This is a genomic window from Ochrobactrum sp. BTU2 (assembly GCF_024539785.1).
Classification (GTDB): Bacteria; Pseudomonadota; Alphaproteobacteria; order Rhizobiales; family Rhizobiaceae; genus Brucella; species Brucella anthropi.
The window spans coordinates 1-18,115 of sequence record NZ_JAHWRG010000018.1; the positions used below are offsets into that span (position 1 = coordinate 1).

The following is an 18,115-nucleotide window of genomic DNA, read 5'->3' on the forward strand; positions in this document are numbered from 1 at the left end:
GAGCGCGAAGAGGACCATGGCCTGCAATTTCAGTATTACGCACCCGAAATCGGCATAATCCGACTTACGGCATAATGCCCGTTATGCCGATATCGGCATAACGGCCATTGGTCAGGCGCAAAGCATCGTCTTGGTCGCGATCTGGCTGGCCGCTTCGGCACAAACGCTTACGCACTCGAAGAACTGGTGGCCGAACTGTCCGCAGCTTTCCTTTGCGCTGACCTGGGCGTGGCCCATGATCCTCGCGAAAACACAGCCGCTTATATCGAAAACTGGCTAGCCGTTCTGAAGTCCGATAAGCGCGCCATTATCACTGCAGCAGCCAAAGCACAGGCGGTTGCCGATTATCTCCATGAGATTGCAAGCGGGTGATCATGTGAGGCCGTTTACGCGATCATCTATTTCTCAGCCAGGCTCGAGCTCTTCGAGCTTGCATCAACTTGGTTCTGAAGTTCCGCCATTTTTTTTACCAACGACAGCAGATCGCGTGTCGTACTATGTGGGAGATCGCTGACAAGTTTTGCTAGCTCGACACGATCTTTGGCTTCTTGCTCGTTTTCACCCCAGAGATGAGGTGCTGCTGCGAAGAGCATATCGATTGGCATGAAACCCAATACTTCGCAGATGTGTATCATGCGCGTAACGTGCAGTTTTGAGAATGCACGTTCGTAACGACCATATACCGGTGTAGACAGCCCCATAAGTGGCGCAAAATCTGCCTGTTTAAGGCCAGCCTGTTCACGCGCTTCTCTTAGATATTTTGCAAGTCGTTGGTCTATTTCTTCAAACGTGCTGATACCCTCAAAGCCGCGACGTCTGTAGATGGGCTTATCGATTTCCGGATCATTGGTTTTCTCCAATGAATGTTCTGTTGCGAAATCAGCAGATTCGTTATTCACCGTCAAAACCCCTTAAACTCCATGCCGCCTAATTGAATAATATGAATTATTCTCGTTGGTTTGGCACTGTAGAGTTTGATGAAACGGAATTCATCACCAAACTTTTCTGCCCCACGGATGCAGAAAGCGACCTCTTACGGAAAAAAATGAACTAGAATATGTTGACTAACGTGTTTTCGCCGCGGCCATTCGCCAGTTCCCTGGTTTTCCCTCAAAGACTGCTTCGATCAACGCTGTGTCCTTCAGCCAACTGAGTGTAGCTGACAGTTCGCAAGCAATAGTTTGCTGTTTGATATGAATGCAGCGGATAACATTAGTGATGGAATCCTTGCCGTAGGCGGCATAATTCCAGTTGGAAAAGCGAAAGAGTTCTTCTTTGGCAATCTGGTTGGTCGGCCATTCGACTGAAACGGCGGGCGTGCTAACTTGACTGTTAGCGAATGAGTTGATTGGCTCAATCGTGTGGCCAAAGCCATTAGCAGCTAGATAAGGCGCTAAATATAGACCGACTCCGATCCCGACGGCCAAGCCTAGAAGAAAGCTACGACCAAGCACGGTCAGTATCCGTTTTCTGTTAGATACTGGTCGATGGCATCTCTAAGGATAACCGACATCTTAAGTCCGTTGTCGTGGGCTGCCTTTTCAAGTCGCCTTTTGGTGTCGTAATCAAGTGAGACATTTACAAAATGCTTACTTTCTCGTTCACGATTTCTACGAAGTTCACGTAAGCGATTTCGGGAATCTTCCCGCTGGTTTGCCTGTTGGGTATCGTTCGCCCTTCTTTCTTCTGGCGTGACGAATTGTGATTTAGGACGAGCTCTTCGCGTTTCCAGTTCCGTTGACGGCCCTGTAGTTTGCATTTGTGCGTTTTCCGCCGCTGGGAGCGCAGCAGCATTGGGGCCATTCTCCTCTTCTGCTGATGGGCGTCTGCGGGATGCGACAGGGAAGTCTGACAGTGTGACCTTGCTTTTAGCCATTCACCGTCTCCATTACATTCTGGTCCCTTAAATAGTCGAGCTCAGAAACAAACGCGTTGACTTCGGTTCTGGCCTTACAGATAGCATCCGTTAATTCCAACATTTGCAATGTTCCCCAGCCGCTGCGGATCTCGCGGTAACAGTTGCGCTCGATTAGCTCAGTTTCGAGCAACGTCGTATTGTAACCATGTTGGCTTAAATTTTCTACGAATGGACGGATGATGCGATATTCTTCAAGGTGGCGATTAACGATGTTGATGCGTGTTCGCACAACCGCCTGAGGAATTACACGTTGGTTGTGATCTGTTCGCGTGGCAATGGTTTCCGCGGCTTCGCCTGCTGCCTTTATTTCATCCTGTGCAGGCTGAATGGGCGTAATCACGATATCAGAATGATCTATTATCGTATCCATGACCACGCTATCGACGCCGGGAGCATCGATAATCACGGCGTCGTACTTTTCCGCGTGTGAAGACATAACCTGTTCGATTGAGCTCTGGCGAAGTGCGGTCGTCAGAGAAATCGATTCAGGTAAGTTGCCCTTCGCTTCACAGCGCTTCCACCACTCGGCCAGGTTCTGGCGGGGATCTGCATCGATGAGAAGGACCCGTTGACCTTGGAGTGCGAATTCACCTGCCGTCAAAATGACCGTGGTCGTTTTCCCCGCGCCGCCTTTGCCACTAACTGCTGAAAATCGAGCTGTCATGAATTCTCCTTCAAACGAAGAGAGCATGAACGTTTACCCACGTCCGGTTCAGGCCATATCAGACTAACGAGCATTTGGATCGAGTGGTGATCGTTAGTTATATGGACTGAGGAACAGACTACGATATTTTCACACGATGTGACAACACACTATATCCAATGGATCACACGGTGTGTTCACATCGCATAACCACATGACATCGTCGTGTGGTTGATCTCCCCAGTTCCTTTCTAGCTGATGATGAACCCCGGAGCCGCGCAAGAGCCGTCTGTGCCGCTCGCACGCAGTCCGGCAAGGGCGAAGAGCGAAGCCTCCCTTGCTGGCGAGTACGAGGGGTACACAAAGGCGAATAAAGCGGCCTGGAGGTGAACCCTGGTGAGCGAAGCGAGACCAATTTGGACGATCTTTAATGATTTCCTATTTATTTGGTTAGGCAGGATACGGAAAAATGTGCTACATTTTTTCCAATCAATCGCGAAACACGTCCGCGATTGATTATTGCTACTCTGTGCTGGAACTGTTGAAGCTTATGGATGAGGGAATTACCGATGGTGGGGTGGCAGTTAAAGCCAAGCCGCAAACCATTCATAGCCGCGTTTCGGCGGACGAATATGATGCAATCGATGTAGCCGCAAAGGCGGCTGACATGACGATGAGTGCATTTTTTAAAGCTGTATTCCTGCAAGGGGCAGGAGTGAAGCCAGTCTTTAATGACGAAGACCGGGCGCTTTTGTCTCTCATGCTAGAGGACATGCGTATGATTGGCGTCAATCTCAATCAGGTAGCCAGAGCTCTGAATAGTGGAAAATCGGTATCTGATAGCGAAATCCGCATGGTGGTCGGGGATGTGCAGAAGATGCAGATCGGCGTCCTCAGCGAGTTACGGCGCGTTACCAAGCGATCTGGATACAGGCATCGCAGCAAGGAATAGCAGTCGATGGAGTTTTTTCTCGGAGCCTTTGAGAGTGAATGGGAGCAGCATCGCGCGGCGCTGTTGCATGAGCTTTCTTTGGGTTCGAGTGCTGCGAGTGGCGCGGAAGAAGAGATGCGCCGAAGGCTGCGCGAACTGCAAATCGCAGGAGGTGCCACCGCAGCAGGTAGTGCTTCAGTGCCGAAAATGCGCACGGGATCCTCAAGGGCACGGAGTTTCCAGTTCTTTGGAAGTACGGCAAGCAAGCCAATTGCGGCGGCTAGGCCGATGGAAGCGCGTCTGGCCGCGGTCGCAGCAGGCAGTCAACCGTCCGTGGTAAAAATGGCATCGTACGGTGGCGGTGCACGGTTCGGCGCGATGGTCAATTACGTATCACGCAGCGGGGAAATACACGTCGAAAAGGAAAATGGTGAGCGCCTTCATGGTCGCGAGGATCTAGCCCGGTTGCGGGAAGATTGGGAGCCATTGTTTCAAAATCGTGCCGAGAGCAGGGATATTGGAACTTTCCATGTGACGATCGAAGCTACTGGTTTCGAAACAGAAGAAGCTTTGCACCAGCTCGTACGCGACAGCCTGGCGAGCGGATTAAGTAATCGCAGCTTCGCTTATGCAGTTTCGCAGCCATCACATGGAGTTTTGAAAGTTGACGGTCTGGTAGTCTTGCGCAGCGCAGAAGGGGAACGGTTGACCGGCGACCCGAAGGCGGCTGACATTATTCAGAGACGTTACAACGAAAGCGCGGTGTCCGAGCTGGCGAGGGCGCGGTTCCGTTTTACCGGGTATGGCAATGGCGTGGAATATGGCGCCGCCAAGCTGCGAAATCTGGTCGAGGATCATAAGGGAGAAGTTCGCGATGATAAGGGGCGCGATATCTCCGATACGCGTTCCGCCGGCGATCTGGTGCAAAAGCAGTGGCGTCGGGAGTTGCATAGCCGCAAGGGCAGGGATGTGATGCATGTCATCATGTCTGCTAAAGCTGGCACCAATGTTCAGGCTTTCGAAGGCGCTGTTCGGGATTTTCTGGCCGCTCAGTTCGAAGGACACCGCTACATATTTGCGATGCATGATCCGTTCAGCGATCCGAAGGAGATGGGGCAGGGCGGAAAGCGACCGCATATCCATGCCCATGCCATTATCGCTATGCGTTCGGATGCCGGTGATCGGGTAGAAACCTCGCCACAGGTTTTTCGCCAATGGCGCGAACTTATGGCTGAAAAGGCGCGCCAGCACGGAATCGCTATGGAAATGACGGACAGGCGCGAGTTTGCAAATGCTCCAGCCTACACGCGCAATCAGGTGCGGCCGGTTAATCGCGAGGGACGAACGGAACATGAGGGGACGAGTGCGGCGGCTCAGTCGCGTTATGATGCCAAGCGGTCAGGTCGGCGGAGCGTGGCGCGAAGCGTGCGCAGCCTTGAATATACCGTAAAGGTAACTCAGAGTTGGGAGAAAATTGCAATGGCAAGCGGCAATCATCAGATTGCCTCATACGCCATCCAGCAAAGAGATATAGTTGTATCAACCAGTTCGCATCAATCGGAAGCTAAAACTTCTAACATCGTTCATGCAGAATTCGGGTCACATTACCGCACCAATTTGGTAAAGTTGCAAAACATCATTTTGGAGGGTGAAAAAGTGCGCGAAATGTCGAGAAGCGATTTTGAGGCATATGAGAAAGAAGTTGAAACAGCTTTGTTCCGGCTTGGCCGCAATCTCGGACCGGAAGAGAAAGCCGATCTGGAACAGGTAGCGCAGTATACGCGCGAGCATGTCAATCTAATGCGCGAGCATATGGAACTGACTGAACAGCGTGGATTGACCGTTGAAACCCCATCTCGCGAAAGCGAGCAAGATAGCTCGTCAATGCAGATCGCTCGCGAAGCCGATTCCGAAATTGCCAAGCCAGCGCATGTTATCGTGGAAGCAGAGCAGGGTCAGCCATCGGCAGATAATGCTAACGAACCTCGTTCAAGCATTGATGACGAGGAGAAAGCAGCTGCAGCATCCTATCAGGCCGAAATGGATCGTTCATTCCCGGATGAGATCACGAGCCGATATTATATTCGTGAGGATCACGGGGGGACGCAGCGTGTCTTTGCCGATTCAAAGGGTGAGCGCGAAGTGTTCCAGGACAATGGAGAGAAGCTGCGCGCTAAATCGTTCGATGCTCAGGGCGTTCGGTTGATGATCGAAACAGCAGCGCATCGAGGCTGGACGAGCATCGAAATAACGGGGAGCAAGGAGTTCCGCCGTGAAACTTGGTTGGAGGGCCAGGCGCACGGTATTTCGGTCAAGGGCTATCAGCCGGCGGAACTGGATTGGCAAGATCTGGCGCGTCGCGAGCAGTCCTACTTGCGCAATGAAATTGTTCCGATCGAGGGCAGGGCGCTGGATGCGGCTCACCGGGATCAGGAGCAATCTGCAGGATCGGATCAGTCGAGCAAGGTCGATAGAGAGCCACAGAATGCAGATAATTCTGGAACGTCCCACTCCAAGACCGTCGACTATAAGGAGGGTGTGCAGGGCATCCTCGTTGAGACAGGCGAAAAGCCTTATCAGGATAATGAAAAAAATGAGCCTTCGCCATTTGTCGTTATTGAAACGGCCAATGGCAATCGCACGGTATGGGGTGTCGGATTACCGGATGCGTTGCATCGCGCCGGCGCTGAAATCGGCGATGAAGTTCATTTGCGGTCCACTGGGACGGAACGCGTTTTGAAAACTGTCATTCAGGAAGTCGACGGTCAGAAGCAGCGTGTCGAGCAAATGGTCGATCGCCGGGCATGGGAAGCGAACGTGCTTGAAGAGCGGGATCGGACAGATGGAAAAGTTGAAGGTTCCAAACAGCTCGACAATCAGGTTAATTTGGAAGTGAAGGGCGTTGTTCGCGATGGAGAAACCATGCGCACCGATCCACCTCAGCAACAAGTTCTGCGATTGCAGGAACTAGAACAAGAGCAGCAGCAAAAGAAGGAACGCGACGAACACGAGCGTTAAAGGACGATGCGACACGATTATATTTATAATTCACCTCCCGATCCGAAGGCCGACGACGCTTTTGCAAAATTCTTTGCGGTTCTGTTCTGGCTCGTGCTTGGACTGGTTGCAATCGTGTATGTTGCTACTGTCATTCAAGGTTGGTTTAATGCCGCCTTCGCATGGATAACTGATACCATCAGTTTCCTTGGAGGATTCTTGCCGTTTTGACGGCAAGGAGAATTAAAAATCAGCCGGGCGCTTTTGCGCCCCGGCTTTTTCGTAAGGGTTAGGCCATCAGACTCATAAACAAGGAGCGAGGCGCGTTGCACCATAGCGAGAAAGTTGGCGGCGAGCAGACCGATCCGGATCGGGAATCCTTGCGCGTCAACGACGACGTGTATCTTGGTTGTCAGCCCGCCGCGCGATCGACAGATGGGTAGCAGCGGCTTGATTACGCGGCATTCAAAGTCTGTCAGGTCATATCGGCTCATGCTGAGCCCTGAATCAGAATCGGGCGCGATATGAAAGCATCAAAGCAGTCAGTCAGCAGACGACCTTAATCCCAGCCGTTCGGGGAGTTTTCGTCGGCGCCTGAAACCCGCCATTCATCCGAGAGACACGAACGGCGGAATGGGGGCTCTTGCCGACCATCGGGTTCTGAGCATCCTCGGTGAACAGCTGCCGATTGTGAAACGAAGAGAACTAACTCTTCTCGCACTGGACAACGCGTCGCTGAAATGTAATGTCAATCCAAAGGGTAACGCTAATCGCGTAAAATGGGGGGCGATGTGGCGCTGGGGCCGACAGCGAACGAAATCTCAGTGCGAGAAGTACTTGCGAAGTTCAGCGTCGAATTCGCCTCAATGGCGCGTGCGGTGGAGAATGGTGAATTCGCGCTGTGGGTCGGTTCTGGAATCTCGCGGCAGGCTCCTAATCTTGGCAACTTGATCGAACAAGCTTTCGATTATATCCGCGCGAAGGCGATTAATCCGGCAACTGCGGCAGCCTATTTGCCCGCGTTCGAAGAAGCACTCGATCTTGCGGAAATCAAACCGGACAATGTCCAGGCGCAGTACCCACAGCCATTGGCGGCGTGGCCCGAACACGACGCAATCATCGAGCGCCTGTGGACAAAATATTCGCGCGTGCTCGACATTCGTATCCCTGGCACCGAGCCCGATTTTGTACTCTGGGATGCCATAAATATCCGAAAGGCATTCGAAAACCCGGCCGCTCCAGCCGCTGAGCATCTGTGCATTGCGGTTTTAATCCTTGAAGGAGCAGTACAAGCGATAGCCTCAGCCAATTGGGATGGCTTCATCGAGGCAGCGGTCGAACGGCTGAGCGGTGGTGTTCAGGGCGTGCTGCAAGTCGTCGTCGATCCTGATCAGCTGCGGGGACCCGCCGGACGCGCCCGACTGCTGAAATTCCACGGGTGCATTGTGCATGCCACGCGTGAGCCGGCAGTCTTTCGTCGGTTTCTGACTGGTAGTTACCCTCAGATAATGGGTTGGCCGGAAGCGGCAGAGTTCGCAGCAATGTGCAACGCAGTCGTTGGGCTTGCGACAACCCAAAAGACCTTGGTGCTGGGACTCTCGATCCAGGACAACAATCTTCAAACCCTTTTTGCGCGGGCGCGGGCCATACACGCATGGCCATGGCCATGCGCGCCCGCTTCAGCGGCTCATATCTTCTGCGAGGATAGAATCCAACAAGGGCAGCGTGACGTCCTCCGCTTGTCTTACGGGGACGCCTACAATGGCGATCCGGCTGCCGTTCATGCGGCCACGCTGTTGCGCGCGTGGGGCGAAAAGGTACTCATCGCGCTGGTGTTGAAGCTCCTTACGGACAAGCTCGCCATCTTAATGCAACTTGGCTTGGCGCCTTTGGGCAAAGCGCACATTGCTGTCGCACTTGCGCCCTTGCTGGAAACGCTTCGAGACGACATCGCCGGCCTAGCTGTCCCCGCTCCTGGGACCAAGAACAGGACCGCTTTCGTAAACCAAGCCATCGCGCTTTGGTCGCGAATGCTTTCGCTCTTCCGATCAGGTGCTCTGCCTTCCAACCCGGAGGCCTATGAAACGCTCTCCAGTTCGACACCTAATCTCCTCGCGGCCGACCAAAACGCTCAAAGCATGGGTTTTGGATGCCTTGGGATTGCCTTGTCGCTTCTGGAAAATGGGCGTCAAGCTGGGTTATGGGAGCTGCGCGGGCCTGTCTCGGACGCCCTGACGTCAGGGGCCCTTACCGCTCGCGCCCTGCGTCCAGACGGTGTCGACCGCCCATTCTTTGTGGTAAAATCGGCGACCGAAGCGATTGGCCTGAAGAGTCGCGGAGCTTTCGCGAATGACAATGCAATCGTCGTCCATGCCGACAACGCCTGGCATCAAATGGCAGGGGGTGGTGTAACTGCGCGGCGAGTTCGCTCCGCACCCGGGCGAACCGGACAGATTGGAGAAACGCATGTCAGCCTTGGCAATCTACTCGCGCGCTGTGACGATCCCGCGACGCTCCAGCGAGAATTCGTCGCGGAGATGATGTTATGAGCAACTCGCCCCTCATTCATGTTGTCCAAGAGCGCCTCCGAGATGCCGGATACAGCGACCTGCCGACGCCATTCAAAGTTGCGGGCGTCGAGTTTGCTTTCACCGGTGCTATGCGCGGACGCGACGGTCGGGCGCTGGACCTCGTGCTTCTGGTCGACACGACAACTGGAGACTATGGCGACCGCGACGGCGACCGTGTTCGCCAACGCTTGGAAGCCTTGAGCCGAGCGCTCGACGTCACCGGCTCGCGCTATGTCGTGACCGCGATTCTCGCTGGCGCTTTATTGGCGGAAGGGATCGAGGCTCTGTCGGAGACATGCCGAGTGCTCCAGGTCGAAGGCATTAGCCTCGACGATAAAGGAAAGCCTTCAGACGACGATGCCAAACGCCAACTCGATGATCGAATCCGAGTGCTTCTTCCCCTTACTCTGCCCCTCCCCATGGTTGAAGCTCAGAACGGCAGCGGCCCCGCTATGGATCAGCTCGTGCGTGCGCTTCCGGCAGACTCCGACACCTCCCTCCTTGATGCATTGATTAACGCATCCAGTGGAGGGGAGCAGGCAGTGACCGATGCGGTTGCGCTGGCAATTAACAGTGCGTTTCAGCCCGAACCGGAAGAGGACCAATCGTGAGCGACCTCGTCCTTAGAAGCCTCGATATCAGCAACTTCCGCAGCATTCGGGGGAAAATCCATGCGCCACTCGACGCCAAGGTGGTTCTCGTCCATGGCGAAAATGGCGCGGGAAAGACGAGCCTTCTGTCAGCCATTGAATTAGCACTTACCGGAATGGTTCAGTCGCTGGAGCGTGCGGACCCTGGATATGAGAAGCAGTTGCTGCATCGTTCGGCGTCCGAAGGCCGCGTCTTACTCAAGGCTTTGGCGGGCACCACAGAACAGAACTTCAGCGTAATACTAAGTGGAACTGGTCCGCGGTCGGTGAGCGCGCTTGACGAGCAGCGAGCCGCCTTTTTCCGGGAGCGGGTATTTTTGCCGCAAGCCCTGCTCGGCCAGTTGCTGCAGATCTATCAGGATGCAGGCAACGATGCGGAATCGCCTCTGGCGCAGTTCGTGACCAAACTGCTCGGCCTTGATCGGCTGGACGCTCTGGAGGCTGGGCTGAAACCTCTGGCGGATGTGCGTAACGTCCGCAAGATCATTGATGGCTGGGCGGGAGCCGAGAACGAACAATTTCGGCTGGACCGACTTCTCACCGATGAACGCACAATGCGCGAGGAGTTAAGCGAGCAAATCCAGAACACGATGGGCGACCTTACGGCGCTCTGCTCCGCGCTTCAGCTTCCAACTGAGGTGCGGGAGGATACGCTAGCCAACGTGGCGGCCGCTCTTTCGGAAAGCAGTGATATTGACGCGTTCGCACGCCTGACTGATCAGCAGCGGAGACTCGCCTCGATCCGACGCGAAATCGACGCGGCACAAAGCGCGACTCTGTCCAGTGCCGTTGTCACCCCGTCCGGATCGGAGGCTGCCCGCGCAGCGTTTGCACGCTGGGAAGCCGATTACGGCACGCGCATCACCAATGTGCGCGGTCGTATTGAGGCCTTCCTACCCGCTATCGCGTTGCCAAGCGAACCGGAACGGTTTGCTGAGGTGGCGCTAGCAGGCCTGCACACCGAAAAAAAGCAGCTGAGTGATCGCACGTCACAAGCCCGTGCCGACATAACACGGTACGCTCTAGCGCAGGATGAGCGAGATGTTACGCTGCGCCAACGCGATACAATCGATCAAGAACTCGCTCGCTTGCCGAGCAGTGCGGGTAGTCTTGGGGCCGCATTGGCGGAATTGACGTCGTTCATTACTGACGACGTCTGCCCGGTATGCGATCGAGATTTCAGAGAGCGAGGCGAAGGGTCGCTCAGCGACCATGTTCACGACAAGGTAAGAACACTATCCGCTTCGGCGGAGAGGTTACTCACCTTAGGGCGGACCCGTAGTGAGGTTCAGGTTACGGCTGAACGTCTGGCACGTGAGATCGAGACCATTGGATCTCGAAAACTTGACGAAGAAACTTTGGCCAACCTCGATCGGCGAACGGCTTCTACAGATGGGCTCATAACCGAACTTGAAAGCCTGCATGATGCGCTACACGAGGGAGCGCAATTGCGTGCGGCCGATGTAGCCGCGCGACGCGCGGTAAGCGAAGCTCAGTCGCGCAATGTTGCGCTTGCGGCCGCACGTGATACGTTGAGCGACTTTGCCCGTTCGATAGGAACGCCTGGGCTTGAGGAGGATGAATCATTCGAAGCTGCCGTCGTGCGGCTGGAAAGCATATTGGCAGCCGGCGCGACGAACTTTGAACATCGACTTGCCATGCGGCGCAAGGGCGCTGATCACGTCGCCACAATCCGTACGGCAATCTCCCGCCGCGGGGAGGTCGACCAGCGGATTGCGGCAGACCTCGCGTCCTGGCAACACGCGGATCAGGCGTTGTCACGGGCCCAGGTCCTCCGCGATCAGGGCAACGCAATTCGGAGCGCCGTCGACACAGTGCGCTCTGCCATAATTCGACGCGAGTTTAACGACCGGCTCAATCGCGTGTGGCGTGACCTATTTGTGCGGCTCGCGCCGGGAGAGCCCTTCGTTCCCGCATTCAGAATCCCCCAATCGTCTACCCAGAAACTTCAGCCCAAGTTAATCACCGAGCATCGGGACGGCGGCGAGGCTGGCGGAACTCCTGGTGCGATGTTGAGCGCGGGCAATCTCAATACCGGTGCATTGACTCTATTCACGGCACTTCATCTCTCAGTGCCCAAAGAGCTCCCCTGGCTGATCCTCGACGATCCGGTACAATCGATGGATGACGTCCATATCGCTCATTTTGCCGCATTGCTTAGAACACTATCCAAGGAGCATGGACGGCAGGTGATGATTGCTGTGCATGACCGACAACTCTTTGAGTATCTCAAACTCGAGCTCAGCCCTGCGTTTTCGAATGACAGCCTGCTGACCCTTGAACTATCGCGGGGCCCTCGGAGGGACACCGTCTGCATCTCGAAGCGGTTTTCATACAAAGAAGAGACGGTGTTGCTCTCGGCGGCATGACTGGTCGCCACTCTACGTCCACTTTCGCGAACAGTCAGATAATCAATGAACGACATGAATGAAGGCGCATCCCTGCCGAAGTTCGGCGGGCAATTGAACGACAGCTTTTCCAGCTTATGCGGTCAGCAGCGGACAGACAGAAAGCCACCCCATCTCAGTCGTTCGCGTTTATGGGTTCACGGGCTAGTTGGAAATGGTCATCAGCCCAATATCCTCTGGGTCCGGGACAGTAGCGTTGAATATGTCGAGATAACTTTTCCGCTTTCGAGGGGATGTGCCAGAAGCATCAACTTTCTCGTTGACAGCCTTCAATAATCGTTCTGCGCTCGGTTTAAGTTTCGCTTCGACTTCTTCTATCCGATCATCGATATAACCCGGTGGGATTGCTGATTTCTTGTCTATGCCAGTTGATGGCAATTTGACGTTCAGATTGACCGTCCTGGTATTTTCTTGGTTCCCGTCACCAGATTCAGGAATCGACGGGGAGGCGGTTATGCTGGCTTTCGGCCGAGTTTTCTCATCTGACTGAGGACTGTAGGGCAGGGGGCTAATTGTCTGCTCAGCGGCCCGTTGCCCGTCTTGCGCGTATTCGCTCGTGAGTGCTGGAACCGGCCTATGGGGCAAATATTCAATCGTCGGCACATCAGGAACGTGCGATTGCGAATAAGCTTCAGCAGATTTGAAGGGTTGGGTGTTGAAAAATCGCAGCTTGTCGCCATAGATCGGTCGTTGACCTTCGACGAGCAAGATCATCTTACTTTCTGGCATTTGCCGCACTTCTTGCGGCATCATCAAATCGCGTTCCCGGATTTGCTCAACTTTTGTGCGCCGAGGTAAACCGAGAATTTCAATGGTACGGGATTCCGACTTGTAGCGGATGGTTCTTTTTCCGAGTGCCCGGGATGCATATTCCGCTGTCGCCTGGTCGTTGGCACCTAGCACCAGCTGATAACCACAGTTGCCGAGAAGGGAGTGACGCGAAGTCTCGCCATAAATCTCGTCGAGATTCTTGAGATCCTGAATGATGATAGCAAGCTTGATATTATAACCAGCCACATAGGGAAGCTTCGTCATAATCTCATCCATCTTTTTAAGCTGCCGAAATTCATCCAGCAAAAAATAGACAGGAAGCGAATTGGGATCGTGTTCGAGTGTCAGAATATTCGTGACTTGCTGCACGAACAAAGTGAGAAGTGGGCGCAAGATTGTAATGTCGGTAATATTAGGTGCTAAATAAATAGAGATAGGCCGCCGTTTCATGGCGGCGATATCCATGTCGGTTACTTCTGTCGCGGCTACAATACGTTCATTTCGGAAGGGTCTAAGCGCGTTCTGGATATCCAGCAGCGCGGATGCCGCCGCCCGCTCTGACAATGCAAGAAATGCGTTAAAGCTTTCGACCGTATATTTTGAAAGGTTCGGCTCTTTTTCCTTGATGAACTTGATCTGCGCCTGAAGATCAACGCCACTGTTCACGAAGGAAACGACTTCGCCGAGGTTGCGCCGTCCGTGATAATAGGGGCTCTCCAGAACATAGCTTATAATTCCGGCTACGACCTGTTGAGCCAAGCCCTGCCAAACTGAGTTTTCAGAGCCAACATTTTCGGGAACCAGAATGCTGGCGATATTCTGAATATCCGTTGTGCGATTGCCGCGCTCGGGTCGCACAAAATCTAGAGGATTATAACGATTTGTCCTCTCCGAGCCGGGAGCAAAGAGGAAGACCTGACTGCCATTCTTCTTGCGATATCCGGCTGTCGCCTTGAAAATTTCGCCCTTCAAGTCGGATACGATCATTGAACCTTCATGCATGAGGGCGTTTGGAATGACATAGCCCGCTCCCTTACCCGATCGTGTAGGACCGATAATCAGATGATGGCGACTGTCTGCCGCTCGCAGCACATTGCGGCCGAACCGCCCGAATATGTGCCCTGTCTTTCGGAACCACTTGCCGCGACGAAGGCCCATGACGTCCTGAAAAGCAGCATCCCCTAAGGGATTTTCGTGAGCCTTAAGACCGAGATGGCCCGCAAATACGGCGGCGGCGATGGCAGGTAAAAAGGCACCGATGGCAACTCGTTGCAGAGTTGAGTTGGACGCGTAGGCCCAGACTTGCTGAAGCGGCGCAAAAGGATTTTCGGTGATGGTGATATTCAAAATTCGGCTGTCTTTATAGACTACCCCGAGTACGACCCCATAAGCTAAGGTCCAGACAAGGAAGGCTATGCCGGCACAAAATGTCAGATAGACCGCTTTGTAACCCTTGCTCATGGCTCCTCATTTCGTGCAAAAAATATCTCCGATACGCCACGTTTTCCGCCGTCGCGACGCAACTGGATGACGATGGGGATGACCATCCGGATATACGACATGAGATCATGCTTCGAGTATCCGCCAGATAGCCCCGCTTGTTGCATCATCATGGCGAGCTGTTCATAGGCACCTTGCGGCGTATCGGCATGAATCGTCGACATAGAACCCGGATGACCAGTATTAATGGCGCGAAGAAATGCAAAAGCTTCAGCGCCGCGTATCTCGCCAACGAATAGACGATCAGGCCGCATACGAAGCGATGATTCAAGCAAGTGCTGAATTGTGACGTCAGCGGTGCCCTGCCCGCCTTTCGAAGCTACCAGATGAACGCGGTTTTCTTGGATGGGAAACAGTTCGCGGGTGTCTTCCAGCGTGATAATCCGTTCCTTCGGATGGACCGATTTCAGGCAGGCATTCAGAAAGGTTGTCTTCCCCGATGATGTGCCGCCGCTGATCAGCATCGACACTCGTTGCGTGATTGCTGTGTTGATGAAATCGAAAATTCTGTTCTGCTTCAGATATTCGATGAGCACACGATCAATGTCGCTCAGTCCGCCAACAGCAACAGAAACTTTATCCAGTGAACCGCTATCTCTGTATTCCTCCAAGCTAAAATTGCTAAAGACCTGCTTGCGGATCGATATGGATCCGCCCTCCGGTGAAGCGGGTGGAAGAACGATCTGAATACGCTCACCAGTTGGTAACGCAGCGCTTAAGATGGGCGCGGATTTACTGATGAACTGGTCGGTTGCTCCGGCGACGCGTTCACCGATATTCTGAATCTCAACTGCTGAGAGTGCATGAACCTCATGTAACTCCATATGATCAGCACCAAGTCGCTCAACATAGACATGACCTGGTTTATTGACCGAGATTTCAACGACCTTTGGATCGTTGAGAAATGGCCGCAGTGGCTCAAGTGCCCGATCCAGAAAGTAATATCTGCTTTGTATGGTCGTTGTCGCTCTACTTATCCCTGCGTTCACGTTGAATTTCCTTCATCGCCTCTGTTACGGGATCGTCGTACAGCTCTGAGAAATCGAGGTACTGACGCACGAATATGAAAATGCGTTCGCCTTGATGGACGCTGATTGTCGGTTTGATGCGCAAGTTCTCGCTCAGAGCGGTATTTGCCATTTGAGAGAAAGTGTCGGCGATCGTCTGGCGGGCTAGTTCTTCTCCGCGTTTCGCATCATCATTGTTACGACCGAAGGCTTCACCGCTACCAAAACCTGTCAGATAGCTTGCACCGGCGCCGACTACGGACAACATGATGGAGGCACCGAACCGTTCACGCCATTTTTTATCGACGATGCCGGTGAGACCCGAACGACCCAAGCTGTCAGTTCCAACGGAGTTCAGGCGCACGCTTACACCATCATCACGCAGTAAGCGGGTCCAGACAACAAAAACGCGGGTCTGGCCTGTCATTACGTCGCTTTGATATTCACCTATGAGTCGAGTGCCGGTCGGAATCAAAATGCGACGACCATCAAAACTGTAGACGTCCTCTGACGTAATGGCGCGAACCTGGCCTGGCAGATCGCTTACAATCGAGGTTTCGAGAATACCGGGTATCATCGTTCCTTCCGGCACAACCGCGTCGATACGCTTGATTTTCGTAGCCTTGGCATTTCGGTCGGCCATTGCCGAGGCCGTCGCCAGAAACTTGCTGTTTCTGTCTTCACCAGCAACAGTCGGTGTTCCCTCGCCACTATCGCCACCAAGACCGCCATTCGCTCCGCCAGATCTCGCTTGATCCATCTGAATCAGCTTCGATTTGAACCGGTCTGGAAATTCTTCAACAATTTCCGGCGCGGATGCCTGAGCGGGTTCGTTCACAGCGACCGTCGGGGGAGGAGGGGGAGGAACATTAAATGTCGTGGTGTCGACTTGCTCCGGCTCTGGTGGCGGTGGAGGCGGTGGAATGTTGATGATATTTGGCTCGGGTGCGGCAGGGGGCTGATCCTGATCGCGCACGAAAGACGGCGGTCTGAACGACGTCGTGCTAAACTCCTCGTCACTGCGCACGAGATCGCGCGGCTTCTCCGAGGGCTGTTTGAGAACAAAATAAGCCATAGCTACACCGGCCAGCAGAAATACGGCCATCGCAGCCGTTTGGTTCCGCTTTGCATTCTTGTTGCTGACACCGGAGTCATCAGCCGCCGCCAGTGCTTCCAATTCGGGAGACTGTTTCATCAGTTGCCGCTCCTTCTTCTCTTGGTTGCCGCATGATCAGGTGCGGGACCCATGATGTCAGGATCGGGTGCGCCAAAATCCGGCTTTCTAAGATTGAAGATGCAGATCCACTGATTACCATCGCGGAGGGTGTATTGTCTTGCCGTTCCATCTACGACCAGATATTCGCCTTCCTTGCGGAAGTTTCGCAATGTCTCGGAAAAATCACTGTTTACTGCGAAAATTGCAGGTGTCCGACCGGTGAATTTGAAGAAGGTCTTCTTGCCGTCATCGAAGACCATCGACGGCTTCAGTTTCGTATCTCCGGTAAAGGAATAGTCGATGTTGACATTAGCCTTATCGATCTTGGAAATATTCGGATTGGCAGCACGATATTCGGCCTCTTTGCGCATCGCTGCATTCAAATCCTTCTCGGGGTAAATGAAACGGACGCCAAAGACTTGTCTGCCAGCTTCGGGCGCATAATCGTGCAGTTCCAAAAAATAGATGCGCTTGGTCGTGACAACGTTCATGTTGGTGACGACATTCTTGGCCGTCGGCTTAACGAAGAGGATGTTTCCTTTTTCGGTTGGAGCAACCTGCCAGCTCTCTGTGTCGCCAAGCGAAATGGTCTCAAACTTTTCATCCTCATCGAAGATGATCATTGTCGATATGCCGTACGTCGCAGAGATTTTGACGACATTGTTGGGCTGATAGACGACACTGGTCACACGTGAATCCAGCGAGCCAGCCCTAGGCGTCTGGGCAGCGTGGGCATGCGAAATGAGGACGGTCGAGAACGCCGCCGCAAGAAGGAAGCGGTTTCTCATCCCTTGCTCCCTTCCGTGACGGTTTCCTGATCCCGCCTGTAATTGTAAACCTGGAAGCCGAGAGGATTTTCAAACCGCCATTCGTTCGTGGCTGGTTCGTCCGTATAGCGATAGCGCACGACTGCAATATAGTGTCTGGTGATCGCATCGGTATCGGACTTTTCAGTCGTTGAAAAACGGACAAGAGCGGTGGAATCGTTGGGGAACGTGACAGACTTCACATCGACAAGCACCCGCTTGTTTTTCCCGTATACCTTGGCCGGGTTCTTCGGGTTGGCAGCGCTGTATTGTTCCTGCAATTCGCGAGCGGCATCACCTGTCGATAACAGTGCTGCCGTGCCGAAGTTTGTATCAATCGCGTAAGGATCGTAGCCTTCACGTGTCCTAATATACCGAACGACGTTGGCTTGGGTAATTGCGCGTGAATCCGTCAGATTTTGCGCTTTTGTCAGCCCGCTTTTGGTTTCGATGTAGCCCGTAGCCTTGTCTACGACGACAATCACAGGCTCGAACGACTTTAACGGAACCAGCATAACGAGCGCGAGCAACGCGAAAAGCGCGACGAGCCCGAATATGATGGTTACGAACCATGCCACGGCCTTTGAACGTTTTGCTTTCCGGACGATCTCGTTCTCCCAACGATCACCGTCCTGAAAATAACTTCTCAATGCAGCTTCTCTGGAATCCGTCATGAT

Annotated in this window: 14 protein-coding genes and 2 pseudogenes; 6 read left to right on the forward strand and 10 right to left on the reverse strand. The window is 53.7% G+C overall.

Annotation, left to right across the window (positions count from 1 at the left end; genetic code table 11):
- Positions 1–105 precede the first annotated feature (105 nt).
- Positions 106–372, forward strand: a pseudogene (locus tag KWJ32_RS24435) (zincin-like metallopeptidase domain-containing protein); the annotation flags it as partial.
- Positions 373–398: 26 nt separating this feature from the next.
- Here KWJ32_RS24435 and KWJ32_RS24440 read toward each other — a convergent pair.
- The 4 genes from KWJ32_RS24440 to KWJ32_RS24455 form a co-directional block, all read right to left on the reverse strand.
- Positions 399–899, reverse strand: a complete 501-nt coding sequence (locus KWJ32_RS24440; protein ID WP_151610586.1) for a helix-turn-helix transcriptional regulator — start codon at positions 897–899, stop codon at positions 399–401.
- 165 nt (positions 900–1,064) lie between these two features.
- Positions 1,065–1,454, reverse strand: a complete 390-nt coding sequence (locus KWJ32_RS24445) for a hypothetical protein (protein WP_105545506.1) — start codon at positions 1,452–1,454, stop codon at positions 1,065–1,067.
- Positions 1,455–1,456: 2 nt separating this feature from the next.
- Positions 1,457–1,876: a ribbon-helix-helix protein, CopG family gene (locus tag KWJ32_RS24450; protein ID WP_105545507.1), complete on the reverse strand. Its 420-nt coding sequence runs from the start codon at positions 1,874–1,876 to the stop codon at positions 1,457–1,459.
- Positions 1,869–2,582, reverse strand: a complete 714-nt coding sequence (locus tag KWJ32_RS24455; RefSeq protein ID WP_151610587.1) for a ParA family protein — start codon at positions 2,580–2,582, stop codon at positions 1,869–1,871. Before KWJ32_RS24455 ends, KWJ32_RS24450 begins: the two co-directional genes overlap by 8 nt.
- A 448-nt stretch (positions 2,583–3,030) precedes the next feature.
- On the opposite strand from KWJ32_RS24455, the gene mobC reads away from it, so the two are divergent.
- Positions 3,031–3,513 (forward strand): plasmid mobilization relaxosome protein MobC, encoded by a 483-nt coding sequence (mobC, locus tag KWJ32_RS24460; protein ID WP_151610588.1) that lies wholly within the window; start codon positions 3,031–3,033, stop codon positions 3,511–3,513.
- A gap of 6 nt (positions 3,514–3,519) precedes the next feature.
- The gene (locus tag KWJ32_RS24465) at positions 3,520–6,510 is read left to right on the forward strand and encodes an LPD7 domain-containing protein (RefSeq protein ID WP_151610589.1); all 2,991 of its coding nucleotides are present in this window, start codon (positions 3,520–3,522) and stop codon (positions 6,508–6,510) included.
- Positions 6,511–6,839: 329 nt separating this feature from the next.
- On the opposite strand, the pseudogene KWJ32_RS24470 reads toward KWJ32_RS24465, so the two are convergent.
- Positions 6,840–6,917: pseudogene (locus tag KWJ32_RS24470) on the reverse strand (IS5/IS1182 family transposase); the annotation flags it as partial.
- A gap of 363 nt (positions 6,918–7,280) precedes the next feature.
- Between KWJ32_RS24470 and KWJ32_RS24475 the strand changes: the two are divergent.
- Genes KWJ32_RS24475 through KWJ32_RS24485 form a run of 3 tightly spaced genes read left to right on the forward strand, consistent with a single transcriptional unit; the run spans position 7,281 to position 12,099 of the window.
- Positions 7,281–9,038 (forward strand): SIR2 family protein, encoded by a 1,758-nt coding sequence (locus KWJ32_RS24475; protein WP_192799579.1) that lies wholly within the window; start codon positions 7,281–7,283, stop codon positions 9,036–9,038.
- The gene (locus KWJ32_RS24480; protein ID WP_151610592.1) at positions 9,035–9,670 is read left to right on the forward strand and encodes a hypothetical protein; all 636 of its coding nucleotides are present in this window, start codon (positions 9,035–9,037) and stop codon (positions 9,668–9,670) included. Before KWJ32_RS24475 ends, KWJ32_RS24480 begins: the two co-directional genes overlap by 4 nt.
- A complete protein-coding gene (locus KWJ32_RS24485) occupies positions 9,667–12,099 on the forward strand; it encodes an AAA family ATPase (protein WP_192799578.1) in 2,433 nt (810 codons plus the stop codon). The genes KWJ32_RS24480 and KWJ32_RS24485 overlap by 4 nt, the downstream gene beginning before the upstream one ends.
- 183 nt (positions 12,100–12,282) lie before the next feature.
- Here the strand turns inward: KWJ32_RS24485 and KWJ32_RS24490 are convergent, their stop codons facing one another.
- Genes KWJ32_RS24490 through KWJ32_RS24510 form a run of 5 tightly spaced genes read right to left on the reverse strand, consistent with a single transcriptional unit; the run spans position 12,283 to position 18,112 of the window.
- Positions 12,283–14,370, reverse strand: coding sequence for a type IV secretory system conjugative DNA transfer family protein (locus KWJ32_RS24490; protein WP_151610594.1), 2,088 nt, complete (start codon positions 14,368–14,370; stop codon positions 12,283–12,285).
- The gene (gene virB11 / locus KWJ32_RS24495; protein WP_151610595.1) at positions 14,367–15,398 is read right to left on the reverse strand and encodes a P-type DNA transfer ATPase VirB11; all 1,032 of its coding nucleotides are present in this window, start codon (positions 15,396–15,398) and stop codon (positions 14,367–14,369) included. Before virB11 ends, KWJ32_RS24490 begins: the two co-directional genes overlap by 4 nt.
- Complete coding sequence (virB10, locus tag KWJ32_RS24500; protein ID WP_151610596.1) at positions 15,379–16,611, reverse strand: type IV secretion system protein VirB10; 1,233 nt, start codon at positions 16,609–16,611, stop codon at positions 15,379–15,381. The genes virB11 and virB10 overlap by 20 nt, the downstream gene beginning before the upstream one ends.
- Complete coding sequence (gene virB9, locus KWJ32_RS24505; protein WP_256886438.1) at positions 16,611–17,420, reverse strand: P-type conjugative transfer protein VirB9; 810 nt, start codon at positions 17,418–17,420, stop codon at positions 16,611–16,613. Before virB9 ends, virB10 begins: the two co-directional genes overlap by 1 nt.
- Positions 17,417–18,112 (reverse strand): type IV secretion system protein, encoded by a 696-nt coding sequence (locus KWJ32_RS24510; protein ID WP_256886439.1) that lies wholly within the window; start codon positions 18,110–18,112, stop codon positions 17,417–17,419. The genes virB9 and KWJ32_RS24510 overlap by 4 nt, the downstream gene beginning before the upstream one ends.
- Between the last annotated feature and the right edge of the window lie 3 nt (positions 18,113–18,115).

Coding starts and splice junctions, on each gene's coding strand:
- KWJ32_RS24450 (WP_105545507.1), bottom strand. CDS start 1,876: ATGGCTAAAAGCAAGGTCACACTGTCAGACTTCCCTGTCGCATCCCGC.
- KWJ32_RS24455 (WP_151610587.1), bottom strand. CDS start 2,582: ATGACAGCTCGATTTTCAGCAGTTAGTGGCAAAGGCGGCGCGGGGAAA.
- mobC (WP_151610588.1), top strand. CDS start 3,031: ATGTGCTACATTTTTTCCAATCAATCGCGAAACACGTCCGCGATTGAT.
- KWJ32_RS24465 (WP_151610589.1), top strand. CDS start 3,520: ATGGAGTTTTTTCTCGGAGCCTTTGAGAGTGAATGGGAGCAGCATCGC.
- KWJ32_RS24480 (WP_151610592.1), top strand. CDS start 9,035: ATGAGCAACTCGCCCCTCATTCATGTTGTCCAAGAGCGCCTCCGAGAT.
- KWJ32_RS24490 (WP_151610594.1), bottom strand. CDS start 14,370: ATGAGCAAGGGTTACAAAGCGGTCTATCTGACATTTTGTGCCGGCATA.
- virB10 (WP_151610596.1), bottom strand. CDS start 16,611: ATGAAACAGTCTCCCGAATTGGAAGCACTGGCGGCGGCTGATGACTCC.
- virB9 (WP_256886438.1), bottom strand. CDS start 17,420: ATGAGAAACCGCTTCCTTCTTGCGGCGGCGTTCTCGACCGTCCTCATT.
- KWJ32_RS24510 (WP_256886439.1), bottom strand. CDS start 18,112: ATGACGGATTCCAGAGAAGCTGCATTGAGAAGTTATTTTCAGGACGGT.